Annotated in this window: 28 protein-coding genes, 1 pseudogene and 1 other annotated feature; of the genes and pseudogenes, 6 read left to right on the top strand and 23 right to left on the bottom strand. The window is 42.2% G+C overall.

From position 1 onward, the window contains the following. Window positions 1-122: 122 nt before the first annotated feature. Complete coding sequence (ald, locus tag HMPREF8578_RS08425; protein ID WP_000904703.1) at window positions 123-1,235, top strand: alanine dehydrogenase; 1,113 nt, start codon at window positions 123-125, stop codon at window positions 1,233-1,235. A gap of 54 nt (window positions 1,236-1,289) precedes the next feature. On the opposite strand, the gene HMPREF8578_RS08420 is transcribed toward ald, so the two are convergent. The 17 genes from HMPREF8578_RS08420 to HMPREF8578_RS08340 form a co-directional block, all read right to left on the bottom strand. Continuing rightward, window positions 1,290-2,276 (bottom strand): PhoH family protein, encoded by a 987-nt coding sequence (locus HMPREF8578_RS08420; RefSeq protein ID WP_000658167.1) that lies wholly within the window; start codon window positions 2,274-2,276, stop codon window positions 1,290-1,292. A gap of 80 nt (window positions 2,277-2,356) precedes the next feature. After that, window positions 2,357-2,572 (bottom strand): YozE family protein, encoded by a 216-nt coding sequence (locus tag HMPREF8578_RS08415; RefSeq protein ID WP_001232084.1) that lies wholly within the window; start codon window positions 2,570-2,572, stop codon window positions 2,357-2,359. Continuing rightward, window positions 2,569-3,174: a GrpB family protein gene (locus tag HMPREF8578_RS08410; RefSeq protein WP_002893167.1), complete on the bottom strand. Its 606-nt coding sequence runs from the start codon at window positions 3,172-3,174 to the stop codon at window positions 2,569-2,571. Before HMPREF8578_RS08410 ends, HMPREF8578_RS08415 begins: the two co-directional genes overlap by 4 nt. A gap of 11 nt (window positions 3,175-3,185) precedes the next feature. Beyond that, on the bottom strand, window positions 3,186-4,040 hold the full coding sequence (gene cvfB, locus HMPREF8578_RS08405) for an RNA-binding virulence regulatory protein CvfB (RefSeq protein WP_001095430.1): 855 nt from the start codon (window positions 4,038-4,040) through the stop codon (window positions 3,186-3,188). 59 nt (window positions 4,041-4,099) lie between these two features. Continuing rightward, on the bottom strand, window positions 4,100-4,657 hold the full coding sequence (gene frr, locus HMPREF8578_RS08400) for a ribosome recycling factor (RefSeq protein WP_001262235.1): 558 nt from the start codon (window positions 4,655-4,657) through the stop codon (window positions 4,100-4,102). Between the two features lie 7 nt (window positions 4,658-4,664). Then, window positions 4,665-5,402, bottom strand: coding sequence for a UMP kinase (pyrH, locus tag HMPREF8578_RS08395; RefSeq protein ID WP_000002996.1), 738 nt, complete (start codon window positions 5,400-5,402; stop codon window positions 4,665-4,667). A gap of 83 nt (window positions 5,403-5,485) precedes the next feature. Beyond that, window positions 5,486-6,820: a methylenetetrahydrofolate--tRNA-(uracil(54)-C(5))-methyltransferase (FADH(2)-oxidizing) TrmFO gene (trmFO, locus tag HMPREF8578_RS08390; RefSeq protein WP_000083711.1), complete on the bottom strand. Its 1,335-nt coding sequence runs from the start codon at window positions 6,818-6,820 to the stop codon at window positions 5,486-5,488. Between the two features lie 185 nt (window positions 6,821-7,005). Then, window positions 7,006-7,875: a 16S rRNA (cytidine(1402)-2'-O)-methyltransferase gene (gene rsmI / locus HMPREF8578_RS08385; RefSeq protein WP_001166857.1), complete on the bottom strand. Its 870-nt coding sequence runs from the start codon at window positions 7,873-7,875 to the stop codon at window positions 7,006-7,008. A gap of 2 nt (window positions 7,876-7,877) precedes the next feature. Further along, window positions 7,878-8,195 carry a DNA replication initiation control protein YabA gene (gene yabA, locus HMPREF8578_RS08380; protein ID WP_000358229.1) on the bottom strand — a complete coding sequence of 106 codons (318 nt, stop codon included), beginning with the start codon at window positions 8,193-8,195 and terminating at the stop codon, window positions 7,878-7,880. 145 nt (window positions 8,196-8,340) lie between these two features. After that, the gene (locus HMPREF8578_RS08375; protein ID WP_000808204.1) at window positions 8,341-9,231 is read right to left on the bottom strand and encodes a DNA polymerase III subunit delta'; all 891 of its coding nucleotides are present in this window, start codon (window positions 9,229-9,231) and stop codon (window positions 8,341-8,343) included. After that, the gene (gene tmk / locus HMPREF8578_RS08370; protein WP_000033379.1) at window positions 9,228-9,866 is read right to left on the bottom strand and encodes a dTMP kinase; all 639 of its coding nucleotides are present in this window, start codon (window positions 9,864-9,866) and stop codon (window positions 9,228-9,230) included. The genes HMPREF8578_RS08375 and tmk overlap by 4 nt, the downstream gene beginning before the upstream one ends. A gap of 120 nt (window positions 9,867-9,986) precedes the next feature. Further along, entirely contained in the window at window positions 9,987-10,784 is a 798-nt protein-coding gene (gene proC / locus HMPREF8578_RS08365) for a pyrroline-5-carboxylate reductase (RefSeq protein ID WP_000689672.1), read from the bottom strand. Window positions 10,785-10,787: 3 nt separating this feature from the next. Next, entirely contained in the window at window positions 10,788-12,050 is a 1,263-nt protein-coding gene (locus tag HMPREF8578_RS08360; protein ID WP_000252663.1) for a glutamate-5-semialdehyde dehydrogenase, read from the bottom strand. Window positions 12,051-12,060: 10 nt separating this feature from the next. Next, entirely contained in the window at window positions 12,061-13,170 is a 1,110-nt protein-coding gene (proB, locus tag HMPREF8578_RS08355; protein WP_000875728.1) for a glutamate 5-kinase, read from the bottom strand. Between the two features lie 101 nt (window positions 13,171-13,271). Further along, window positions 13,272-14,171, bottom strand: coding sequence for an RluA family pseudouridine synthase (locus tag HMPREF8578_RS08350; protein ID WP_000403228.1), 900 nt, complete (start codon window positions 14,169-14,171; stop codon window positions 13,272-13,274). After that, window positions 14,155-14,622, bottom strand: coding sequence for a signal peptidase II (lspA, locus tag HMPREF8578_RS08345; RefSeq protein ID WP_000745682.1), 468 nt, complete (start codon window positions 14,620-14,622; stop codon window positions 14,155-14,157). Before lspA ends, HMPREF8578_RS08350 begins: the two co-directional genes overlap by 17 nt. Then, complete coding sequence (locus tag HMPREF8578_RS08340; RefSeq protein WP_001025717.1) at window positions 14,619-15,527, bottom strand: LysR family transcriptional regulator; 909 nt, start codon at window positions 15,525-15,527, stop codon at window positions 14,619-14,621. The genes lspA and HMPREF8578_RS08340 overlap by 4 nt, the downstream gene beginning before the upstream one ends. Between HMPREF8578_RS08340 and HMPREF8578_RS12670 the strand changes: the two are divergent. Further along, a pseudogene (locus tag HMPREF8578_RS12670) lies at window positions 15,520-15,591 on the top strand (AraC family transcriptional regulator); the annotation flags it as partial. The gene HMPREF8578_RS08340 and the pseudogene HMPREF8578_RS12670 overlap by 8 nt on opposite strands. Before the next feature lie 165 nt (window positions 15,592-15,756). Here the strand turns inward: HMPREF8578_RS12670 and rpmA are convergent. The 4 genes from rpmA to HMPREF8578_RS08320 all read right to left on the bottom strand — a co-directional run bounded on the left by rpmA (window position 15,757) and on the right by HMPREF8578_RS08320 (window position 17,646). After that, complete coding sequence (rpmA, locus tag HMPREF8578_RS08335) at window positions 15,757-16,050, bottom strand: 50S ribosomal protein L27 (RefSeq protein WP_000916509.1); 294 nt, start codon at window positions 16,048-16,050, stop codon at window positions 15,757-15,759. Between the two features lie 16 nt (window positions 16,051-16,066). Continuing rightward, on the bottom strand, window positions 16,067-16,411 hold the full coding sequence (locus HMPREF8578_RS08330) for a ribosomal-processing cysteine protease Prp (protein WP_000613705.1): 345 nt from the start codon (window positions 16,409-16,411) through the stop codon (window positions 16,067-16,069). Window positions 16,412-16,426: 15 nt separating this feature from the next. Beyond that, entirely contained in the window at window positions 16,427-16,741 is a 315-nt protein-coding gene (gene rplU / locus HMPREF8578_RS08325) for a 50S ribosomal protein L21 (RefSeq protein WP_000109137.1), read from the bottom strand. A 34-nt stretch (window positions 16,742-16,775) separates the two neighbouring features. Then, window positions 16,776-16,896, bottom strand: a sequence feature (ribosomal protein L21 leader region). 69 nt (window positions 16,897-16,965) lie between these two features. Then, window positions 16,966-17,646, bottom strand: coding sequence for a YoaK family protein (locus tag HMPREF8578_RS08320; RefSeq protein ID WP_002893159.1), 681 nt, complete (start codon window positions 17,644-17,646; stop codon window positions 16,966-16,968). 155 nt (window positions 17,647-17,801) lie between these two features. On the opposite strand from HMPREF8578_RS08320, the gene HMPREF8578_RS08315 reads away from it, so the two are divergent. Continuing rightward, a complete protein-coding gene (locus HMPREF8578_RS08315) occupies window positions 17,802-18,779 on the top strand; it encodes a Gfo/Idh/MocA family protein (RefSeq protein WP_000915851.1) in 978 nt (325 codons plus the stop codon). Next, window positions 18,776-19,858, top strand: a complete 1,083-nt coding sequence (locus HMPREF8578_RS08310) for a DEAD/DEAH box helicase (RefSeq protein ID WP_000850555.1) — start codon at window positions 18,776-18,778, stop codon at window positions 19,856-19,858. The genes HMPREF8578_RS08315 and HMPREF8578_RS08310 overlap by 4 nt, the downstream gene beginning before the upstream one ends. A 24-nt stretch (window positions 19,859-19,882) precedes the next feature. Here HMPREF8578_RS08310 and HMPREF8578_RS08305 read toward each other — a convergent pair whose 3' ends face one another. Beyond that, window positions 19,883-20,260: a YwiB family protein gene (locus tag HMPREF8578_RS08305; RefSeq protein WP_080554512.1), complete on the bottom strand. Its 378-nt coding sequence runs from the start codon at window positions 20,258-20,260 to the stop codon at window positions 19,883-19,885. Window positions 20,261-20,331: 71 nt separating this feature from the next. Here HMPREF8578_RS08305 and HMPREF8578_RS08300 point away from each other — a divergent pair, with 71 nt between their 5' ends. Further along, entirely contained in the window at window positions 20,332-21,639 is a 1,308-nt protein-coding gene (locus tag HMPREF8578_RS08300) for an HD domain-containing protein (RefSeq protein ID WP_001003522.1), read from the top strand. A 9-nt stretch (window positions 21,640-21,648) separates the two neighbouring features. Continuing rightward, window positions 21,649-22,455 carry a sugar-phosphatase gene (yidA, locus tag HMPREF8578_RS08295; RefSeq protein WP_000023487.1) on the top strand — a complete coding sequence of 269 codons (807 nt, stop codon included), beginning with the start codon at window positions 21,649-21,651 and terminating at the stop codon, window positions 22,453-22,455. Window positions 22,456-22,698: 243 nt separating this feature from the next. Here the strand turns inward: yidA and HMPREF8578_RS08290 are convergent, their stop codons facing one another. Beyond that, complete coding sequence (locus tag HMPREF8578_RS08290; RefSeq protein ID WP_001118933.1) at window positions 22,699-25,332, bottom strand: DEAD/DEAH box helicase family protein; 2,634 nt, start codon at window positions 25,330-25,332, stop codon at window positions 22,699-22,701.

Genomic DNA, 25,332 nt, shown 5'->3' with positions numbered 1-25,332 from the left:
ATGACAAGTTTTTCTTGATTTTTGAAGCGGTTTCATATACAATAAAACCATCACATTTTTGATTTATGAACTGAAATGTGACAACTAAAACAATCCCGTCAATTGAAAGGTAGGTTATCTCTATGTTAATCGGAATTCCAAAAGAAATTAAAAATAACGAAAACCGTGTTGCCCTCACACCTGCTGGTGTCCATAGCTTAGTTTCTCGTGGACATCGTGTCCTCATCGAAACAAATGCTGGTCTCGGTTCAGGATTTACTGATGCTGACTATCAAAAGCAAGGAGCTGAGATTGTCGCTACTGCTGCTGAAGCCTGGGCTTCCGAATTAGTCGTGAAAGTAAAAGAACCACTAGCTTCTGAATACGGTTATTTGCGCGACGATCTTCTCCTCTTCACCTACTTGCACATGGCCGCTGCGCCAGAATTAGCAGATGCCATGCTAGCAGCAAAAACAACAGGAATTGCCTATGAAACTGTTCGTGACAATCAAGGACAACTACCGCTCCTCGTTCCTATGAGTGAGGTTGCCGGTCGTATGGCTGTTCAAATCGGAGCCTACTTCCTTACTAAGCAAGCTGGTGGCTCTGGTGTTCTACTTGGTGGTGTACCAGGTGTTCCAAAAGGAAAAGTAACCATCATCGGTGGTGGTGTCGTCGGGGCACATGCTGCCCGCATCGCCCTTGGTCTTGGTGCTCAAGTGACTATTTTAGATATCAGCGCTAAGCGTCTCTCAGCTCTAGAAGAAGTCTTTGGAAATCAAATTCAAACTCTTATGTCTAATTCATTTAACATCGAAGCAAGTGTGAGAGATGCTGATGTGGTGATTGGTGCGGTTCTCATCCCTGGTGCCAAAGCACCAAAATTGGTGACAGATGAGATGGTCAAACAAATGCGTCCAGGATCTGTCATCGTTGACGTTGCCGTTGACCAAGGTGGCGTTATCGAGACAGCTGACCGTGTGACAACACACGATGAACCCGTCTATGAAAAATACGGTGTTCTCCACTATGCCGTTGCCAATATCCCTGGCGCGGTTGCCCGTACTTCAACCATCGCCCTAACCAATGTCACTCTTCCTTATATCGAAGCATTGGCTGACAAAGGTTTTGCACATGCAATCTCTGAAGATGAGGGCTTGCGTCAAGGTGTGACCACTTATAAAGGTTACTTAACCAGCCTCCCAGTTGCTCAAGGCCTCGATAAAGATTATACGTCTATCGACGAACATGTTTAAAGCTAGACACTCATTAAAAAAAAGAGCAGTTCAAATTGAACTGCTCTTTTTTTGCTATTCTGTCTCTTCCTTCTTTTCTTCATTTTTAACTGGAGCTGGTTCATAGGCTCGGATAATCTGAGCAACAACTGGATGGCGAACCACATCCTTGGCTGAAAAATGAACAAAGTCGATTTGGTGAATGTTCTTGAGCTTTTCTTGAGCATCAATCAAACCGGATTTAACATTACGTGGCAGGTCAATCTGGCTGATATCTCCATTGACAATCATCTTCGAATTAAATCCTAAACGAGTCAAGAACATCTTCATCTGCATGATGGTCGTATTCTGTGCCTCATCGAGAATGACAAAGGCATCATCCAAGGTCCGACCACGCATATAGGCAAGGGGCGCAATTTCAATGATTTCACGCTCCATGAGACGGGTCGTTTGGTCTTTGCCAAGAATCTGATACAAGGCATCATAAACTGGTCGAAGATAAGGATCGACCTTCTCCTTAAGATCACCTGGAAGAAATCCTAGACTTTCTCCTGCTTCCACTGCTGGACGAGTCAGGATAATCCGCTTGACCTGCCCACGTTTAAGGGCAGTCACTGCCAAGGTCACTGCAAGAAAGGTCTTCCCTGTCCCTGCAGGTCCGATTCCAAAGGTCACATCATGCTGTTTGACACTGTCCACATAAAGCTTTTGACCTAAGGTTTTGACACGGATCGGCTTCCCTGTATTGTCTTTGATAATTTCTTCTTCGTAAAGGGCGACAAACTTGTCAATTTCATCGTTTTTGACCATGCTAATCGCAGTCACCACATCTGGCGTGCCAACCGTCATTCCTCGATTTACCAAGACCATCAAAGCCTGAATAACCTGACGGGCTTCCTCACAGGCAGACTCTTCTCCGATAACCTGCACAATCTCTGTACGAGCATGAATCACCACATCGAGCTCTTCTTCCATCAAACGAAGATGGCGCTCATTGGAACCAAAAAGATGGAACAAGTCATCTGGGTGACTTAGTTGAATGTCTATTGAATGTTCCTTCAAATAAAGAACCTCTCTAATCCGTTTATTTCTTTTTATTATAGCAAAGAGAACAATAAAATACTAGCCTCATCTCATTGTCTCTAGTGTTCTAAGTATTCTTGCCAGATGGCGTCAAAATCTCCTAGGTTAAAAGAGAAGCTGGCATGCTCCTCCAAAAAGCGACTCACCTCATCAAAATCATCCGTGTGTTTTGGAAAAGCTGACTCCTCAAAAGCGAGATCTGCCAAGATGGCTTTTGGGCTATTACTTTTAGGATTGCGCTCGGTCATGAGCCAAGTGTAAAATGATTTTCTCAATTCTTTCTCCTATCAAGATTTTTTTGATGACACTTTTCTGATTCTTGAAAGTTACTGGACTTAGCCTCTGAAACGTAGTGGTTTATAAAATCTGTTTTCGCATCTGTATAGGCGTCTCTATTGTGTTCAAATTTTTTCCACAAACTTAGTTTTAATTCCTGATACGCTTGGGCAATATCTGGATGCTGGCAGAGATAATCTCTAAAATAAATCTCGTCATGATCTCCCGTCATTCGCAAATGTAGATGAAAAACTTTCTCAGCAAATCCCTGCTCTGTGTATCCTTTATTTAGCGAAATCCTGTTAGGACTCTCCGACATCACTAGCCAACCATTCTTCACCAATAAATCCCTAACTCTTGCTAAATCCTCTTTTCTACCTACTTCTAGCAGAATATCAACGATATTTTTGGCCCAAATATTAGGGATAGCAGTGCTACCAATATGTTCTATTCTTTTAATAACATTTGCACCCAATATTTTTTTCAGACTTATTTTTTCAGATTCATACCAGTCTTTCCACTCTGACCTGTGCTCTACTAGAAAAATAGGAAAAAGCTGCCAGAGTTCCTCTAAACTCATTTCTTCAAGTTTCTTTATCATGTCTATAAGACCTAAATCAACTCTGTACCAAACTGGTCTTGCTTGATTTTGCCAGCCTTCATCAAGCCACCGAGTGCTTTCTTGAACTGACCTTTAGAGATACCAAAGGTTGCCTTGATATCCTCAGGGGATGACTTATCATTCAAGGTCATAAAACCGCCATTGCTTTCCAAGTAGGTCAAAATCATCTGAGCATCATTTTCCAACATTTCAAAGGAAAGTGGTTTGAGCGAGAGGTTCAAGGTACGATCCACTTCACGGAAACCGATGACACGCGCATCTAGCACTTGCCCCAAACGTGGCTCTGCGTAACGTTCACTTGGGTGAATGAAACCAAGCATGTTATTCTCTGGTAGGTAAACAAATGTTCCTGACAGCTTGAGGCGGTAAACAATGGCTGGCCAGTTTTGATTCTGCATATTATTGTAGGCAGGACGAGCCAGACGTTGGAAGTCTTCCTGATAAGCCAAGAGTCCCCAGATTCGGTCTTTCTTGTCCACTTCAAGACGGATGTAAAGTTTATCACCCTTCTTAGGCCAGAGTTCCTTGAGCTCAGGGAGGATATCGAGTGACACAACGATTTCCTTATCAGGTAGACCAGTATCGACAAAGACACCCAAGTCCTTACGAACTTCCGTTACCGTTCCCCAACCAAATTGGTCCTGAGTGGCAGTCACTTCTAAAGTGGTCAATCGGAGTTTCTGCTTCATATCCGTATAGGCAAAACCTTTGACCGTATCACCTACCGAATGTTGACCTTCTTCCTTGGCAAGAGCATAGGTCTGACCATCCTTTTGCACAAAGTAAAAACGGTCATTTTCATCGATGATGAGTCCAACGATAAAACTTGCAAGATTTGTATTCATATTTCCTTCTTTCGAATAAAACTCAGCCAGCAATGCCAACTGAGTTTTTCTGTTTATTTTTAGACTTCCAAGATTTCTTTTTCTTTATTGGCAGTCATGTCGTCGATGTGTTTCACAGCGTCGTCTGTTACTTTTTGAATATCTTTTTCAAGAGTCTTCAATTCGTCTTCAGTGATTTCTTTTGCTTTTTCTTGTTTTTTAGCTTCGTCCATAGCATCACGGCGGATATTGCGGACAGCCACTTTAGCATTTTCACCGACCTTCTTCACTTCTTTGGCAAGGTCACGACGAGTCTCTTCTGTAAGAGCTGGGATAACCAAGCGGATCACAGAACCGTCATTAGCTGGTGTAATACCAAGATCAGAAGCGTTCAAGGCACGTTCGATGTCTTTCAATGAAGACTTGTCAAATGGTGTTACCAACAAGACACGCGCTTCTGGAATGGTAATAGAAGCGATTTGGTTAAGGGGAGTTTCAACTCCATAATATTCTACGTGGATACGGTCTAGCAAGCTTGCGTTGGCACGACCGGCACGGATACCTCCAAATTCACGAGCAAGTGATTGGTGAGACTGGGTCATTCTCTCTTTAGCTTTTTCTACAATTGCATTAGCCATAATTTTCTTATTCCTTTTCTTCGATATTGTTTGAAACTGTTGTTCCGATATTTTCACCAAATACAACACGTTTGATGTTGCCTGGTTGGTTCATGTTAAAGACAACCAAGTCAATGTCGTTGTCCATAGAGAGGGTTGAAGCTGTTGAGTCCATGATACGAAGACCTTTATTGATAACGTCACGGTGGGTCAATTCTTCAAACTTAACGGCTGTCTTGTCTTTCTTAGGATCAGCATTGTAAACACCGTCTACACCATTTTTAGCCATAAGAATGGCATCCGCTTCGATTTCAGCTGCACGAAGGGCTGCTGTTGTATCGGTTGAGAAGTAAGGTGAACCAATACCAGCACCAAAGATAACGATACGGCCTTTTTCAAGGTGGCGAAGGGCACGTCCACGTACGTAAGGTTCTGCCACTTGTTGCATAGCAATGGCTGTTTGTACACGCGTATCGACACCAACTTGTTGCAATGAATCTGCCATCACAAGAGCATTCATCACGGTCCCAAGCATTCCAGTGTAATCAGCCTGAACGCGGTCCATTCCTGCTTCTGCAGCAGGTTCCCCACGCCAGAGATTTCCTCCACCAATAACAAGGGCAATTTCGATACCTAAGCTATGAACTTCTTGAATCTCTTTTGCGATTGTTTGAACTGTCTGGATATCAATCCCTACGCCACGTTCACCGGCAAGGGCTTCACCTGATAACTTGATTAAAATACGTTTATACTTGGGATTCGCCATTTTCACTCTCCTTTTTTTATCCTACCTATTTTATCACAATTTCTAAGATTTTTATAGTATCATGAGCAATTCTTTGAAAAAAATTAGACCGTTAAAAATTCTTCTAAGTCGGTAAGAGCACGCTCTGCAATTTTTTCATAACGAGCCTTCTTATCACGGATACGCTCGCCTTCCAATTCCTTGATAATCCCAAAATTGACATTCATTGGTTGGAAATGGTTGCTGTCCGCATGAGTGATGTAATGAGCTAGACTTCCGATCGCTGTGGTCTCTGGGAAGATAGCTTCACTTTCACCCTTGAAGAGTCGAGCCGCGTTAATACCTGCAACTAGACCTGATGCCGCTGACTCAACATAGCCTTCCACACCCGTCATTTGACCAGCAAAGAAGAGGTTAGGCTGTTTCTTAGAACGATAGGTCTGCTCAAGAAGATTTGGCGAATCCATGTAAGAATTGCGGTGCATGACCCCATAGCGAACAAACTCCGCATTTTCAAGACCTGGAATCATTTGGAAGACACGCTTTTGTTCTCCCCATTTGAGGTGGGTCTGGAAACCGACGATATTGTAGAGACTACCAGCCGCATTATCCTGACGAAGCTGGACAACTGCATAAGGGGTTTTGAATTCGCCATCACGAGGCCCCGTATAGTCGTCTGGGTACTCCAGACCAACTGGTTTCATAGGACCATAAAGCATGGTTTTAATGCCACGCTTAGCCATGACTTCGATAGGCATACAACCTTCAAAGTACTTTTCTTTTTCAAACGAATTGAGCGGTGCTTCTTCCGCATTGACCAAGGCTTCATGGAAATCCATAAACTCTTGTTTGGTCATTGGAGCGTTGAGGTAGGCTGCTTCTCCCTTATCATAACGAGACTTGAGATAGACCTTGCTCATATCAATTGTGTTGACATCGATAATCGGCGCCGCCGCGTCATAGAAATAGAATCCATCCCCATCATTAAGGGCATGAATCTTTTCAGCTAAAGCATCACTGGTCAAAGGACCAGTAGCAACAACCGTAATAACATCGGTCGGCAATTCTGTAATTTCATCACGAACCACTTCAATCAAGGGATGATTGGCTACTTTTTCGGTCACCATTTGAGAGAAACCATCGCGGTCCACCGCAAGGGCACCTCCTGCAGGAACACGTGTAGCTTCTGCTGATTCCAAGATAACAGAACCCAAGCGGCGCATTTCTTCCTTGAGGAGACCAACGGCATTTGTCAGAGCATCGCCACGAAGAGAATTGGAACAAACTAACTCCGCAAAATTGTCTGTTTTGTGCTGAGGTGTTGACTTGACACCACGCATTTCATAGAGTTTAACTGGAATACCACGTTCTGCGATTTGGTAGGCAGCTTCAGACCCCGCTAAACCTGCTCCGATAACATTGATATAAGATTGAGACACGACACTAATACCTCTTTGGGAGTGTGAAGACAAGATTCACATTGAAAAAGCCAACTAAACTTACGAGATTACGAGTTTCTAGGCTCAGGCTGAAAAAGTCCCCCGGACTTTTTCACTCCCACAAATCTTTCTAATTTTTCTTCTACTAGTATAACAAAAAAAGGGAAGAAGGCAAACTTCCCTGTTTAGTCATTTTCTTCCCAGTCGTGGTAGGCAGCGTAGAGTTGGCTTTTATTCCACTGGTAGAGTTTCGCAACTTCCTTAATGGCTTGATTTTTCTTCATACCTTGCTGGATACGAGTTTGGATTTCTAAGAACAAGTCCTCCTCGTCCTTTTCTTCCACATCCTGACTGGCACCTTCAACGATGAGAAGGCATTCACCCTTGAGTGGTGTTTCAGCAATACTTTCTAGTAGCTCTGAAATCTTTCCTCGTTGGTATTCTTCATAGATTTTGGTCAATTCCCTGACCAAGACTACCGAGCGGTCACCGTAGACTTCTAGCATATTTTCTAACGTATCCGCTACACGGTGGGGCGATTCATAGAAAACCTGAGTTTCTGGATAATTTTTTTTCAAGTCGAAAAATTGCTTTTGCTGGCCTGATTTTCTTGGTAAGAAACCGTAAAAGATATGTGGCTGTGGCGCTAAACCACTGGCAATCAGGGCAGAAATCCCTGCAGAGGCACCCGGAACTGTGACAACTGCAATCTCTTCCTCAATAGCTGCCTTGACCAAATCATGCCCAGGGTCCGAGATACTAGGCAGACCCGCGTCAGAAACCTGAGCAATACTTTGCCCTGATTTCAAGAAACCAATCAAATCAGGAATTTTTTCCTTGGCATTGTGCTCATGAAAACTAATCTGCTTAGTAGAAATGTCAAAATGCTTGAGTAAGAGACCAGTATTTCGCGTGTCCTCAGCTGCAATCCAGTCCACCTCTTTCAAAGTCTGGATAGCACGAAAAGTCATATCGTCTAGATTGCCAATCGGCGTTGCTACTAGGTAAATCTTGCCATAGGGAGATTGTCCCTTAAAACTTTTTTGAATCTGCATGCTTACTCCCTGTATAACAACTCGTCACAGAACATACATTCTTCGTCCTGCTCTCGGCGTTGTCCGTAAAAATCATTACATACGTGAAAACCGTCCTTATAGATTCGACGGACGCTTTCACGAACATGCTTAGCCTTGACGGGTGTATCTGCTTCCACCTCGCCCAAGCGTTCGCGCAACTTACTATTTTCCAAGCGAAGAGCTGTATTTTCCTCTACCAGACTCTTGAGATTTTTCTTGATGGCTTCCACATCGGCCAAGGTCACCAGTAATTGTTGGGAAAAATCATCCAGCGCGTCAAATAATTCTTTTTTGTCCATAAACCAGCCCTTTCCTTTCTATATCGTTCATTTTTAATACTCAATGAAAATCAAAGAGCAAACTAGGAAACTAGCCGCAGGCTGTACTTGAGTACGGCAAGGCGACGTTGACGTGGTTTGAATTTGATTTTCGAAGAGTATGAGTTTATATTTCTTTCAAGACCAGATATTCCATGGCATTTTGAAAGCTAACATTGGCTTGCCACATTTTTCTAGCTTCTAGCAAATCTTGTAAAATCTGTCGAATCCTTGCTTGCAAGAGGTCCTGTCCACAGAGCACTTCGAGGATTCTCAAGACCTGATCCTGTTTTTCCTTGTCATCTGCCAAGCTGGCTAATTTAGCAACCTGAAGATAACTTTCTTTTTTCTTGGCCAATAACCAAGTCAGCAGGCGCTCACTTTCATCCACCAAGGTCCAAAAACTTCCCTGATTAGCCAGTTTTTCTGCTTCAGCTCGTGATTGACAAAACTGGGCTAAAAGAGTCGCTTTTTTCTTGACTAGTCCCATTTGTTCAAAGAGCAAGATGAGCTTTTCTTCTTGCTTTTTAAAGTGAAAAATTTGGGTCCGACTACGGATAGTCGGTAATATCTTTTCCTCATCGCTGGTCAAGAAGAAAATGTAAACCTCACTCTGGGGTTCTTCGATGACCTTGAGCAGAGAATTAGCCGCGTTGGGGTGCATTTTCTCCGCCTGTTCGATAATAAAAACCTGTTGCTGGCTTTCAATCCCTGCTTGAGAAAACTGGCCCACCAATTCCCGAATGCGTTCTGTCTTGATGACCTGATTGACTGGCTTAATCAAGGTAACATCGGGAAATTCTTCCTGATCAATCAGCTTACAGTTTCGGCATTTCTCACACGGCAAAACGCCTACTTTATCCGTACAAAAGAGGCTCTTAGCCAAAAACTGCGCCATTTCCAAGCTTCCAAAGAAACCTGAAAAGAGATAGGCGTGATTGAGCTGTTCTTGTTCTAGGATACGGACAAAGCGGTCAAACTGGTCTGGCTGCCAAGCTTTTAGTTGTTCTTGTTTCATTTATCCAAGCCCATTCTGTCAAACAAGACAGCCTTGGTAGCATCCACAACTTGCTCCAAAGGAAGACTCGCATCAATCTTGACCATGCGATTTCCTTCTTTGTCCAGAAGAGAAAGGTAGCCTTTACGAACTTTTTTGTGCAAGTCTAAGCCTTCCATGTCCAAACGATTGACCTCGCGGTCACTATTAGCAGCAATGCGAGCCAGCCCTTCTTCCACCTCGATGTCAAAATAGAGGGTCAAATCAGGTTTGAGACCATCGGTCGCAAAGTGATTGAGCCAATCAATAGCATCAATATCCAAGCCACGGCCAAATCCCTGATAAGCAACAGAACTATCGATGAAGCGGTCCATAATGACCAACTTGCCAGCTTCAAGTGCTGGGAGTACTTTTTCCACTAAGTGCTGTCTACGACTGGCAATATAGAGAAGGAGTTCTGTTTTAGGATCCATCTGAGTATGACTTGGGTCCAAAATCACTTGACGAATCTTCTCCCCAATCAAGACTCCACCTGGCTCACGGGTCGTCAGCACCTCTACTCCTTTTTCCTCTAAAATTGGGAGTAGAGCCTCTAAAACGCTTGTCTTCCCTGCTCCCTCTGGTCCCTCAAGAGAGACTAAAAATCCTTTTGACATGTCTAACTCATTTCTTTTTTACTATCTTCTATTCTATCAAAAAAATAGGTTTTTGTGACAATCTTTTTGCGTCTTCTCCATTCAATCGACCATAAAAGAGGCTGGGAGTCATCCAACCTCTTATTTACCTAATTCTTGTGTTCGTTTGTAGGCTTGATGAACTGCGTCCATGACGGTACCTCTAAAGGCATGTTCTTCCAGACTTGCTACACCAGCAATAGTCGAACCTCCTGGGCTACAAACTTGGTCTTTCAAAACTCCAGGATGTTGCTGGCTTTCGAGGACCATTTGTCCAGCGCCGACTACTGTTTGGGCTGCCATTTTCAAAGCCATTTCTCGTGGCAATCCTGTCTGTACACCCGCATCTGCCAAAGCCTCAATAAAGAGATAGACAAAAGCTGGTCCACAACCTGCGAGACCTGTCGCCGCATCGATTAAGCCATCCCCAAGTTCAACCAAGAGGCCAGCCTTGGCTAATAGCTGACAAAAGAGTTCACCGTCCTCAGCAAGACAGTTTGCTGACATGGCATAACTAATCACCCCTTGACCGATAGCCACTGGAGTATTGGGCATGATGCGAATAATCCGGTGTTGACTAGGCAGAAGACTCGCTAGTTTTTCCAAAGTCAATCCAGCCGCCATAGAAATCAAAAGAAGGCTCTCTCTCTTTTCAAGAATGGTCTGGTATTGAGAAAGCAGTTCAGAAAACTGAGCAGGCTTAACTCCTAGAAAAATCACATCTGCTTCTGCGAAGATTTCGTCATTGCTGGAAGCCTGACCACCAAAGTTGGCAATGAAAGCATCTACTTTTGCTTGACTACGATTGGCAAGGAGAATCTGAGCACCCGTCTTGGCCTGCAAGACAGCCTTAGCCAAACTAGCACCCATATTCCCCAAACCGATAAATCCAATCTTCATCTCTTACTCCCTTATCTGTCCGTCACCAGTAACCACATACTTGTAGCTGGTCAACTCTTTCAAGCCCATAGGCCCACGCGCATGTAATTTCTGAGTAGAAATCCCCATCTCACATCCAAGTCCAAACTGGCCCCCGTCAGTGAAACGCGTTGAGGCATTGACATAAACCGCTGCAGAGTCCACTTGATCTGTAAAGTAAGCTGCAGCTTCAGCATTTTCCGTCACAATGGCATCCGAATGATGGGTACTGTGAGCTTCAATATGCTCAACTGCTTCTTCTAAACTGCTCACAACCTTAACCGCTAGGATATAATCTAAAAACTCAGTGTCAAAGTCTTGATCCTCAGCTGCTCGACCTGAAAGAAACTGACTTGCTTTCTCATCCAAGCGGAATTGAATTGACTCCAGGCCAGCTTCTTTCCGACTTGTAACCAGAACTTGTTCCAAGCGAGGAAGGAAATCCGCTGCCTTGTCTTCATGAACCAGTAAAACTTCCATAGCATTGCAGACAGAAGGACGACTGGTTTTAGCATTGTTGATGATCGATAGAGCCTTGTCTTCATCTGCATCCTTATCCACATAGACATGGACAATCCCAGTTCCTGTCTCGATAACAGGCACGATAGCATTTTCAACAACAGCATTGATCAAACCAGCACCTCCACGAGGTATGAGAAGGTCTAGATAACCCTTGGCCTTCATCATGGCATAGCTGCTTTCCCGGCTAGTATCTTCTACTAGTTGAATCACCTCTGGATGAATGGTAGTCGTCTCCAAGCCCTTCTTTAAGGCTGTGACAATAGCATGAGCTGTTTGATAGGCATCCTTGCCACTACGAAGAACGACCGCATTGCCACTTTTGAGAGCCAAGGCAGCCGCATCAGACGTCACATTTGGACGGCTTTCATAGATAATACCAATAACCCCCATGGCCACACGCTTCTTGGTAATAACCAAACCATTTTCAAGATGATTGGTTTCTAGGACCTCACCAATAGGATCTGGTAAAGCAACCACTTCACGAATCCCTCTTGCCATCGTTTCTATACGTCCTTCATCCAAATAAAGACGGTCTAGCATGACATCTGAGATTTTCCCCTTGGCCGCTTCCATATCGAGGGCATTGGCCGCTAAAATCTCCTCAGTAGCAGCCACTAAGTGATCAGCCATAGCTAGCAAGGCTTGGTTTTTCACTGCTTCACTAGCAGTATTGATTGATTTCTTAACAGCTTGTACCTGTTCAAATTGTTCTTGTGTCCTTACCATCTTTTCACCTCTAAAATTCTGTAAAAAGCAGCTGGATTTCAGGAGTGATAGAAATCCAGTCATCACGGTGAATCAAGACTCCCTTAGCTTTTTGAGAACGGAGCATATCTTCTAGGGCTGAGACACCAAATTGGACACGTCCCTTTCCAAGAGATTGACCTGTTTCTTTATCTGCTACTGTTACAATATCGTGGTAAGAGAAGTTTCCTTCCACTTCTACCACACCCGATAAAAGGAGACTTTTCCCGTTTTTTGAAAGTGCCTCTGCAGCTCCACCATCTACCCAAATCCTTCCCTGACTTTGAGCATAGAAGGCCAGCCATTGTTTCTGGGTACGAAGTCCCTTCTCTTGCGCAACAAAGAAGGATCCATCCTTGGTCTCCTCTGCTGCTTCAATCAAGGCATCAGATTTCATGGAAGAGCAAATATAGACTGGCACACCTGACTCCGTCGCAATAGTTGCAGCTTTGATTTTTGTCAACATACCCCCAGTACCGTTTGACGAACCTGCTCCACCAGCCATATCAATAATCTCACGATTGATAGTCTCGATTTTCTCCAAACGTTTGGCTGTTGGATCTGAGTTGGGATTTCCGGTATAGAGACCGTCCACATCCGTCAAGAGAACTAAAAGGTCTGCTTGGACCATCGCCGCTACCTGGGCACTCAGAGTGTCATTATCACCCACCTTGAGCTCATCAATAACGACACTGTCATTCTCGTTGATGATGGGGATTGCACCACGATGAAGCAATACAGACAAGGCCTGGTGGGCATTCTTATAGCGACGCTTATCTACAAAATCATCCTGTGTCAGCAAGATTTGTGCAGAAACGATCTGGCGCATGAGGAGGTTGGTTGTGTATTCCTCCAACAAAAGTCCCTGACCAACTGCAGCCGAAGCTTGTTTATCTGCAATCTTGGTCGGACGTTTTTTAAAACCCAAAGCTCCAAATCCAGCGGCAACTGCCCCAGATGACACTAAAATCAACTCATGTCCAGCCTCATGCAGCATAGCCAATTGCTGGGTAATTGCCTTTACTTTACTCCTTGATAAACTCCCGTCTTCATTTGTTAAGGAGGAGGTCCCTACCTTAAAGACGATTCGTTTGTACTTCATATTCTCACTCCGATTCTTCATATTTATCCATTATAACATGAATACTTTAAAATAGAAAAGACTTGAAATGAAAAAGGTTGAGACAAGGCATCTCAACTCTTTTATCTATTCTCAGTTTTACGCAATCTTTCCAGCGTTTCTTTAAAAATCTCTGGAATATCTGCTGTGAACTCCAAGGTTTCACCTGTTCTCGGATGGGTAAAACCTAGAGTCTTAGCATGGAGAAACTGTCCATGTCCTTTCAAAGTCTTACGAGGACCATAGACTTCATCACCAGCGACTGGATGGCCAATATAAGCCATATGAACACGGATTTGGTGGGTACGTCCTGTTTCCAGTTGCAACTCTAGCAAACTATAATCTCCAAAGCGTTCCAAGACTTGAAAACGAGTCACTGCTGGCTTCCCTTTAGCAGTCACAGCCTGTTTCTTACGGTCTTTTTCACTACGACCAATCGGGGCTTCAATGACACCACGATCATTTGGCAGATTACCATGAACAATCGCCCAGTATTTGCGGAGAGATTTTTTATCCTTGAGTTCTTGAGCGAGTGCCAAGTGGGCCTCATCATTCTTAGCAATCATAAGGAGGCCAGACGTGTCCTTGTCAATGCGATGAACGATACCCGGTCGGAGAACCCCATTGATACCTGATAAGTCCTTGATATGGTACATGAGGGCATTGACCAAGGTTCCGCTAGTATGACCGGCGCTCGGATGAACCACCATCCCTTGAGGTTTGTTAACAACGGCTACATCCTCATCTTGGTAGATAATCTCGAGCGGCAGATTCTCAGCCACATACTCTAAAACCTCTGGTTCTGGCACATGGTAGGCGACGATATCCCCCTCTTGGACAATGTATTTGGCTTTCTTTACTTGCCCATTCACCAAAACTTGTCCAGCCTTGATTTGTTCGTTAGCGAGACTGCGTGACAATTCTGTCAGATCTGACAGAGCCTTGTCTAGACGTTGCCCACCAGTTTCAATTTTTATTTCCATTTACTTCCTCTTTAAGCATTGCAATCAATAGAATAATCACACCAACTGTCAAATAGCTGTCAGCAACATTGAAAATCGCAAAGTTGATAAAGTCTAGGTGAAACATATCCACCACAAAACCTTGACTCATTCTGTCGATAAAGTTGCCCAGACCTCCCGCGATTATCAAAATCAGTCCAAAAACCAACCAGAGAGAATCCTCCATGTGTTTATGTAAATACCAAATGGCACCTACCATGACGACTAGTGTAATGACAGCAAATAACCACTGCTGATCTTGCAGCATGGAGAAGGCTGCTCCTCTATTTTGCAGGTAGGTCAAGCTAACGAGATTGGGGATCCACGAACGAACTTCACCTAGTGGAATCTGCTGGACAACATAATTTTTGACCAACTGATCCAGCCCAATCAAAAGCAGTACAATGACTGCTACTATCCCTCTTTTTTTCATGATTTCCTCTTTTGATCAAAATATTCTTGCATAACCTCAACGAAAAGAGTCCCAGCTTGACTAAGCTCCACTTCTTCCCGTTTGACATAGACCATGCGATTATCTAGATTATCCTTGAGACGAATGACTGTAATCCCATTAACACTGTCACTATCTAAAAATCCAGACCCAGTCGCATAAGCATCTGTCCGCTCCAAAATACCATTCAAAGTAGCACGGTCCGTCACATTGAACATCTGCGAGCTCGCGCTGGTGTCGACAAAGTTCTCTGAATAGTATAGGTACTCATCCTTTTCCTGAGTAAAACGAACTGTTGGTAAATCTGCTAAATCCTCCATGACCAATTCCTCTTTCTGTGCTAAAGGATGCCCTTCACGAAGATAAATGTGAGTCTGGAAAGGAATTAGTTCAATAACTTCTAAACCAAGCTTTTCAACCCGTTGCATGATGCCCTTTTTATTTTGGTTGTTGAGGTAGATAATCCCAATCTCACTATGTCCTTGGGCTACTTCGTCTAATATTTGAACTGTGGTAGACTCAAAAATACGAAAGTTCTTATAATCAGGATAACGCTCTGAAAAGGCTGTAATCGTTGGTGGCAAGAAGTCATAGTGCTGACTGGCAATGGAAAATTCATCCTTTTCTTCCTCAGGATTGGCATACTGATTTTGAAAAACATCAAAGCCTTTAACTAACTCTTGTGCTTTCTCATAAAATTCCATACCACGACGGGTCAAAAACGTTCCCGAACTCGTCCGACGAAAAATCTTAAAGCCTAGCTCTTTTTCCAAATCGCGCACAGAAATAGATAGACTCGGCTGACTGACATACATCTTTTCAGCAGCTTCTCGGAAAGTACCACTATTGGCAATAGCAACAACATAGCGTAATTGTTGAATGTTCATCTTTTACCCCCAACTTCTCTATCTGTTCATTATACCATATTTTAGAAGTTTTCCACCTAGGAAAAATAATGTCGCTCACAAAATTCATCTACACTAGTAGCAAAAAATTGTGGGTATCAAAACAAAAAAATAGGCTCTCCGAAAACTCGGAAAGCCTTATTTAATGCTACTTGTAGCTTCCTCGCCTTTTCATTTCAAGGCTCGGGATAAAAAGGTTCACTGGACCTTTTTATTTAGCGATTGGGTAAACAGAAACTTGTTTTTTATCGCGACCTTTACGTTCAAAGCGTACTACGCCTTCAACTTTAGCGAACAAAGTATCGTCCCCACCACGTCCAACGTTTACACCTGGGTAGATGTGTGTACCACGTTGACGGTAAAGGATTGATCCACCTGTTACAGTTTGTCCGTCAGCTGCTTTAGCTCCAAGACGTTTCGCTTGTGAATCACGTCCGTTTGATGTAGAACCTCCACCTTTTTTGTGGGCGAAAAGTTGCAAGTTGTTAAGAGTCATTTTTAACATAATGTTTTCCTCCGTGTTAGTTTTCTGTGATAACTCTGGTTTGGACGAACTCAGAAGAGTTCTCCGATAAGTTTGCCATACCTAAGAAAAATGATTCGAAGAATAACTGGGTCATTTCTCTCTGGTGTGAAGGAAGATCCGCTGGTATTTCAACCTTTAGATAGCCACCTTCATCTTCGTTTAATTCTAAGATTGGTTCGTAGCCTGCAAATTTCTCAATGGAATTGACAAAGTTAATGGCAAGCGTAGAAACCGATGCACACACGACATCTAAGCCGTATTCGCCACTTTCGGCGTGTCCAGTAATTTCCGCACTCCTCAGCTCGCCATCTTCGGCTCTCTCAAAGACTGCTTGTATCATGTGTTCTCCTTAAAATTAAGCGTTGATCGCGTTGATGACAACTTTTGTATATGGTTGACGGTGACCTTGTTTACGGTGGCTACCTTTTTTAGGTTTGTACTTGTAAGTAACAACTTTCTTTTGTTTTCCTTGTTTTTCAACAGTTCCAACTACAGTAGCTCCAGCAACAAGTGGAGTTCCGACAACAGTGTTTTCACCACCAACAAGAACAACTTCGTTAAAAGTAACTTCTTGACCAGCTTCAACGTTCAATTTTTCAACGTAGATTGCTTGACCAACTTCAACTTTAACTTGTTTTCCGCCAGTTTTGATAATTGCGTATGTGCTCATTATGCACCTCCTATGATTTTTAGGGTTTCCCCGTGTTTTTGTGAAGACTCGCCTAGCATCGTGGGACGAACCACTTAAAAGAAGAGCTCTAAGTATAACAAAGTTTAAATTTTGTATACGACGAGCAAACGATGTTCGTGCGGTTGCACAGGACTGTGCATAGTCAACTCTTCAAGTATAGCATATCTTCTTTTTTCTTACAAGTAAAATCAATCAAATTTAAGCTATTTCTCTCCTTTTTTTCTCCAAGAAGCAAAAAGCATACTAAAGTAAAAGATACTCATCATAAGAGGAACACCTAGAATTGTCTTCTCCTGATAGTAAATCGTCAAATAAGCTGAAAAAACAACTCCGAAGACAAAACTGCTAAGCAAGCTAACAAAAATCAAGCCCTCTCGTAGGAAAGGCGTATGCTTGGTCCGAAAATAATCTCCAAAAGCTAACATGGTACGTTTGATATTCCCTGTCATAAAAGCATTATTATAGGCAATCCCTGACACTTCTCCAAAAGCAGTTGTCACCAGCCCCATACAGAAGGCTAATGGCGGTACGAGATAGATATTATCAACCGTTTGCGGCACAAAGCCTATAATTAGGGACAGGACTGCAAGAGGAATCAAGGACAAAATCGGCTTTTTAACAATTCGTAGTTTTTCCTTATACAATGTCAGAAAAAAGACGCCCATCATAAAGGACAACAAGGTCATTACTTTAGCACTAGCATCCGATACATTTTGTTGAATGAGTCCTACAGAAAGAAAAACGACATTCCCAGTCTGTCCAGCGACAAGGGTGTTCCCTCGCACGATAAAGGTATAGGCATCGACATATCCTGCACAAAAAGTCAAAAAAAGCGCTAGTCTCTTAGACTGACGTGATATTTTTCTTATTGGTAATAATCTCATTTTCTCCCCCTTCTCATTTCATCTACTTATCTGAACATTGTACCACTTTCTTTGAGAAATTCGTAGCCCATTTGAAAATTTTTACCATCTGTTGGATAGTCCTTCTTTTCTATGTTATAATGAAGGAAGGATTTGAAGTCGGAAAAGGAGTATTTATGCTTAAATTAGGTATCATCGGAACAGGGGCTATCAGCCATCATTTCATAGAAGCAGCCCATGCTAGCGGAGAATACCAGCTGGTTGCAGTCTATTCTAGAAAACGAGAAACTGCCGCAACCTTTGCTTCTCGCTATGAAAATATCCAACTCTTTGATCAATTAGAAGACTTCTTTAAGTCTTCCTTTGATGTAGTCTATATCGCCAGTCCAAACTCCTTGCATTTTGTTCAAGCAAAGACTGCCTTGTCTGCTGGCAAGCACGTCATTCTTGAAAAGCCAGCTGTCACTCAGCCACAAGAGTGGCTGGATTTGAGACAGACAGCTGAGAAGAATCACTGTTTTATCTTTGAGGCAGCTCGTAATTACCACGAGGAAACTTTTACTACTATTAAGGATTTTTTGGCAGACAAGCAAGTATTGGGAGCTGATTTCAATTATGCTAAGTATTCTTCCAAGATGCCGGACTTGTTAGCTGGGCAGACGCCAAATGTCTTTTCAGACCGTTTTGCTGGTGGAGCCCTTATGGACCTAGGGATTTATCCTCTCTATGCTGCTATTCGCCTCTTTGGAAAGGCTCAGGACGCGACTTATCAGGCTCAACAGCTTGACAACAGCATTGACCTGAGTGGAGACGGTATCCTCTTCTACCCTAACTTTCAAGTTCATATCAAGGCTGGGAAAAACATCACTTCCAATCTTCCTTGTGAGATTTACACAGCAGATGGAACTTTGACCCTCAGCACGATTGAACATATCCGCTCAGCTATTTTTACTAACCACCAAGGAAATCAAGTTCAGCTCCCTATCCAACAGGCTCCTCATACGATGACTGAGGAAGTTGCTGCATTTGCACACATGATCAAGCAACCAGACCAGACGCTTTACCTGACTTGGCTGGATGATGCAGGCTCTGTTCATGATTTACTCTATACCATGCGCCAGACTGCTGGCATTAGATTTGAGGCAGAAAAATGAAAACCAAACTACCTACTGAATGGCAAGAACTGAGCGACCAACTCGGTTTCCAAGACTTCACTCCCATTCAGACTCAACTTTTTGAACCTATAACAGAAGGGGAAAATATTCTTGGAGTCAGTCCCACTGGTACAGGGAAGACTTTAGCCTATCTCCTACCTAGTCTTCTCAAACTACAAAAGAAAAAAGCCCAACAACTCTTGATCCTAGCACCAAATACAGAACTAGCTGGACAGATTTTTGACGTATGTAAAACATGGGCAGAAGCTATCGGCTTGAGTGCTCAGCTCTTCTTATCAGGTTCCAGTCAGAAACGCCAGATTGAACGACTCAAAAAAGGACCAGAAATTCTGATTGGAACCCCTGGCCGTATCTTTGAGTTGATTAAATTGAAAAAAATCAAGATGATGAATGTGGAAACCATCATTCTGGATGAATTTGACCAATTGCTCGATGATTCTCAAATTCACTTTGTCGAGAAAATCACCCACTACGCACCTCGTGACCACCAACTCATCTACATGAGTGCGACGACCAAGTTTGACCAAGAAAAGATTGCGCCCAACACACATACCATTGATCTCTCTGATCAAAAACTGGACAACATTCAACATTTCTACATGCAGGTAGACCAACGTCACCGAGTGGACATGCTACGAAAGCTGGCTCATGTAGAGGATTTCCGCGGACTGGTTTTCTTTAATAGCCTATCAGATCTTGGAAGTGCAGAAGAAAAATTACAGTATCGTGATGTCTTGGCTGTCTCCCTCGCTAGTGATGTCAATGTGAAATTTCGAAAAGTCATCTTAGAAAAGTTTAAGGACAAGCAGCTAACCCTGCTCCTTGCAACAGACCTTTTGGCACGTGGGATTGATATCGATAGCCTAGAATGTGTCGTAAACTTTGACGTCCCTAGAGATATGGAAACCTATACCCACCGCGCTGGCCGTACAGGTCGCATGGGTAAAGAGGGCTATGTTATTACTCTGGTAACCCATCCTGAAGAACTGAAAAAACTCAAGAAATTCGCAAGTGTTCGTGAAATTGTCCTAAAAAATCAAGAACTCTATATCAAATAAGGTTGGCATTCGCCAACCTTTTTCTTATCCCCAAGTAATTTCTAATTGATAGCTGGCAAAGGGATGTCCCTCTTGATTTTGCAGTTGATAGGCTAGCTCAATCTTTTGCCCATCCAGTTTGTAGTGATTCGTTTGAATGATAAACTCCTGCATGCCCATGGGAGTCGGAATATAGGCTAAACTATCACTATCCCTGAGAAAACGCATAATGGTCTTCGGATTGGAGAAACGGGTCATCACCAGTTCTTGACCATGGAATTTAATAACTACTTTTTCTTTTTCCTCATTATAAAAAAGCAGATAGCTAAAATCCCCTTTTTCATGCACTTCCACGTCATAAAGTTGGTCAATGACTTCCAATTGTTCATCAAACTGAATCCTATTTCGCATCCGAATCTTCACATCAAATCCTCTTTCTTGTCTCTTATCCTACTATTTTACCAAAAAGAACAGGATTTTGCTATAATGGTCATATGAACGAAAAAGTATTCCGTGACCCAGTTCACAATTATATCCATGTAAACAATCAGGTCATCTATGACTTGATCAATACAAAAGAATTTCAACGCTTGCGTCGTATCAAACAGCTAGGAACTTCCAGCTATACTTTCCATGGTGGGGAGCACAGTCGCTTTTCCCACTGTTTGGGAGTCTATGAGATTGCTCGTCGTATCACAGAGATTTTTGAAGAAAAATATCCTGAAGAATGGGATCCTGCTGAATCTCTCTTGACCATGACCGCTGCACTCCTTCATGACCTCGGGCATGGTGCCTACTCGCATACTTTTGAACATCTCTTTGATACAGATCATGAGGCCATTACTCAGGAAATCATCCAAAGTCCTGAGACAGAGATTCACCAAGTCCTACTACAAGTAGCGCCTGATTTCCCCAAAAAGGTGGCTAGTGTCATCGACCATACCTATCCTAACAAGCAGGTCGTACAGCTCATTTCCAGTCAGATCGATGCGGACCGCATGGACTATCTCTTGCGCGACTCCTATTTTACAGGAGCATCTTATGGGGAATTTGACCTGACTCGCATCCTCCGAGTCATTCGTCCTGTCGAAAATGGCATCGCCTTTCAGCGCAATGGCATGCATGCCATCGAAGATTATGTCCTCAGTCGTTACCAGATGTATATGCAGGTTTATTTCCACCCAGCAACACGGGCCATGGAGGTTCTCCTACAAAATCTTCTAAAACGCGCCAAGGAACTCTATCCTGAAGATAAGGATTTCTTTGCACGCACTTCTCCTCATTTGCTACCTTTTTTTGAAAAGAAAGTTACTCTATCTGACTATCTGGCTCTGGATGATGGCGTGATGAATACCTACTTCCAACTCTGGATGACCAGTCCTGACAAGATATTAGCCGACTTGTCGCAACGTTTTGTCAACCGCAAGGTCTTTAAATCCATTACTTTTTCTCAAGAAGATCAAGACCAACTCGCAACCATGAGACAACTGGTTGAAGAAATCGGTTTTGATCCCGACTACTATACAGCCATTCATAAGAACTTTGACCTACCTTATGATATCTATCGTCCCGAATCTGAAAATCCACGGACACAGATTGAGATTCTACAAAAAAATGGAGAACTGGCTGAACTCTCTAGCCTATCTCCTATCGTCCAATCCCTTGCTGGCAGCCGCCACGGAGATAATCGTTTCTATTTCCCAAAAGAAATGTTAGATCAAAACAGCATCTTCGCAAGCGTTACCCAGCAATTTTTACACTTGATTGAGAACGATCATTTTACCCCAAATAAGAAGGAATAGAGGAAATATATGAGTATTAAACTAATCGCCGTCGATATCGATGGTACCCTAGTCAACAGTAAGAAGGAAATCACTCCGGAAGTCTTTTCTGCTATCCAAGATGCCAAACAAGCTGGTGTCAAAGTCGTGATTGCAACGGGTCGTCCTATCGCAGGTGTTGCCAAACTTCTAGACGACTTAAAGTTGAGAGACGAGGGGGACTATGTCGTGACCTTCAACGGTGCCCTTGTTCAAGAAACTGCTACTGGACATGAGATTATCAGCGAATCTTTAGCCTATGAGGATTATCTGGATATGGAATTTCTCAGTCGTAAGCTCGGTGTCCACATGCACGCTATTACCAAGGACGGTATCTATACTGCCAATCGCAATATCGGAAAATACACGGTGCACGAATCAACCCTCGTCAGCATGCCCATCTTCTACCGCACACCTGAAGAAATGGCTGGCAAGGAAATCGTCAAGTGTATGTTTATCGATGAACCAGAGATTCTCGATACTGCAATTGAAAAAATCCCAGCGGAATTTTACGAACGCTACTCCATCAACAAATCAGCTCCTTTCTACCTCGAACTCCTTAAAAAGAATGTAGACAAGGGCTCAGCCATTATACACTTAGCTGAAAAACTAGGATTGACCAAAGATGAAACCATGGCGATCGGGGACGAAGAAAATGACCGCGCCATGCTGGAAGTCGTTGGCAACCCCGTTGTCATGGAAAATGGAAATCCAGAACTCAAAAAAATCGCCAAATACATCACCAAAACAAACGACGAATCCGGCGTTGCCCATGCCATCCGTACGTGGGTACTGTAAAGTATGATAAAATACGAAAACCGCTCAGCTGAGCGGTTTTTTACACTGTTTATATGCCCCCTGCAGGAATATAAAATATACCTAGAAAGCCTATTCTAATAGGATTTAGGATAAACTTGGTCAATATTTGGTCAAAAGTTTCGCTTAATTTTTTTCAGTTATTAGTAATCATCAATTGTACATTAAAGGGAAAGCGACTCTCTTCTTTACAACAATTATAAAAGATATGACAAAATTAAAAATTCAATTTGTACTTTCAAATAAACTGTTCTGAGCAGAATCAGTTGTACTATCTAGAACATTTCGCTTCATAATATCATTACCAGCATACATGATATATCTCATACCACTAGCGACTGACATTTCTTCAGCTGCTTCCGCCTTGGCTTTTACAACCTCATCATCAATCATATTGTCACCTTTTACTTCTATGATCTGATAAGAACCATCAGCCATCTTAGCCAAGAAATCAGGATAGTACTGTCTTATCCTCTTAGATTCTGGATCATAATATTGCACGAATAAGTCACCTTGGTTTGCCGTAAACATTCCAGTAAAATAAATCTCTTCTACATTCACATTAGAGATATACTGCAAGAAGCATTCTTTCTCTGGCTTAGAATCGAAGCAATATGTATCCGCATGGAAGCTTTTAGCTATCTCCGCATCAGTAAAGCTATTATGTTCTTTTTCAATGACTAGACTTGCTTCCGCTGAAAATTCATAATAACCTGCATCCTTTGGTTCTTTAAGTAGAACTACATCTATATCTTCATTCTTCTGCTCTGATTTAACTTCATACAAAGCATGGAATACTTTAGGTATTATGATATCATCTAAAATCTCATTATGTCTGTTAACTGCATCAACAATTTCATCAAACCCATCAACAGATTCTTTCAAAATACGCTCAATCATCAAACAAGATAAATTCATATAACGTGAGATTTCTCCAACCAAAGAAAATCTACTGAACTTAGTCTGTTCTTTAATATCATCAATGATGGTTTCTTTTGCAGACATATCTAACCTAATACTGCCTTTTTCATACATTCTAGATTCATACTTTGTTTCATCAATCTGTTGTATTTCGAAGTTTATTGGTTCAGAATAATCCTTTTCAATCAATGAGTACTCATGCCAGATACGTTTCATTTTTATGCTTCTTGGTGGCGGTAAAACTCGAACTTTATAATTGCTCTTTTTCTTTTTAGGTCTTTTACCCAGGTCACTAATCTCCATATTATAGTTATTACGAAGTTCAGCATCTAGCGTATCTAAATTTTCCTTTGACAAGAAAACTGTAGCCTTAAGTTGCTCATCTGTAAGTTTTCTCAAACATCTCATAGTTGCTTGCAATACAAAAATCTTAGATTTAGGACTGCGGAATAGAGCGATACTCAATAAAGAGCGACAATTCCATCCTTCACGTCCTTTTTCAACAAGGATAATAAATTGTTTTTTACTTCCTTCTGTTCCGAGAACATCAAGATTGTTAAAATTTCTGATGTCTTCGTTATTAGTCACAGTCGAATCACCTGTATTAACTAAGATTGTATCTAATGGCACATCAAGTTCACTTAACACCTTCTCCACTATAGGCCTTACTACGTCCGTAGCTTCTGCAACACTAGTCGCAAAAATTGCCATCTTAGGAGGAAGCCCCTCGTAGGTCTTGCCACCATATCTTTCCCAGAACGTTGTGATTGATTTTTTCAAGAACTCTTCGTTCTTTACGTTATCAAAACCAATAGGATCTGCATCTTTTAAAAAACCATTTCTAATCGATTCGTTAAGACCATAGGCATAAACAACTTCTGGCAATACTTGTTTTTTTACGTATGGAGTACCTGTGTAGTTATAGCACGCAACAATAGATGTTGCTTCTGCAAGCATGTTAATAGTATTTCTCAATGTTGTCTTATTTGTGCCACCCGATCTTAATTCTTTTTCCAAGTTTGCTCCAAATAAATGATGTGCCTCGTCAACATAAACTCCAAGCTGTGGCAAACGACACAGTTTTTTAAATCTTTGATTATCTATTAAACTTGTATCATCCCACACATCACCATCATCGTCATCTCCATAAATATCAGCAAGTAATGAACTACCAGAGAACAATACATCTGTTGGTTTATCTTCTTTGCGCTTTTTCTTAACAATAATTTTTTGATTATTAGAAATTATAATATTAAAGGCTGAATCATCTATTGTGTGGAGAGTAGTACCACTCTCATCCAAATAGTGGAACTTGATATTTGCATCGAGTACACGAGCATATTCTGGTGGTACAACTTTCGTCTTATCAAGAGTTATGATCTCACGTAAAGATTCAAGTACTGTCTTATCTGGTGCAAACACAAGTGCATTGTGACAGAATCTTTTATCCTTAGGATACTTGTTTGCTAACAAGAATTCATAAAAAATACATGTCCCCATAAGAATGGTCTTACCAAGCCCCATAGTAAGTGCGTAAATATAGTTTGGATAAGATTCTTTGTACTTCTTCATCTGTTTGAAGATGAGCTCATTCTGTTCATCTCCAAGATCGATAATTGAACCCTGTCCACCTTTATGAATACTGTAGTAAGACGCATCTGCAAACTTATCCTTACGATTTCTCCAATCGTCAAACATCTCGTACATGTGTGCATTATTCATAAACTCCTTAATAAATACATACATTTCTAAAGCTTCAAATTGTGGTTTACGCAAGAATGCATTTGTATTTTCATTCTTATCGTTATATGCAAGAAATTTCTTTGTAAGATCATTATATCTAGAACGGATTTTCCCCCTATTTGAAGTGTAATACCACCATAGTTGCTCATAGAATGCAAAATCTTCTACGAACATCATTGAAGACTGTTTAGCCAT

This window comes from Streptococcus oralis ATCC 49296 (assembly GCF_000185265.1).
GTDB classification, from domain to species: domain Bacteria; phylum Bacillota; class Bacilli; order Lactobacillales; family Streptococcaceae; genus Streptococcus; species Streptococcus oralis_BC.
Note: the sequence above shows the minus strand (reverse complement) of the source record. Positions and strands in the feature narration are given on the sequence as shown.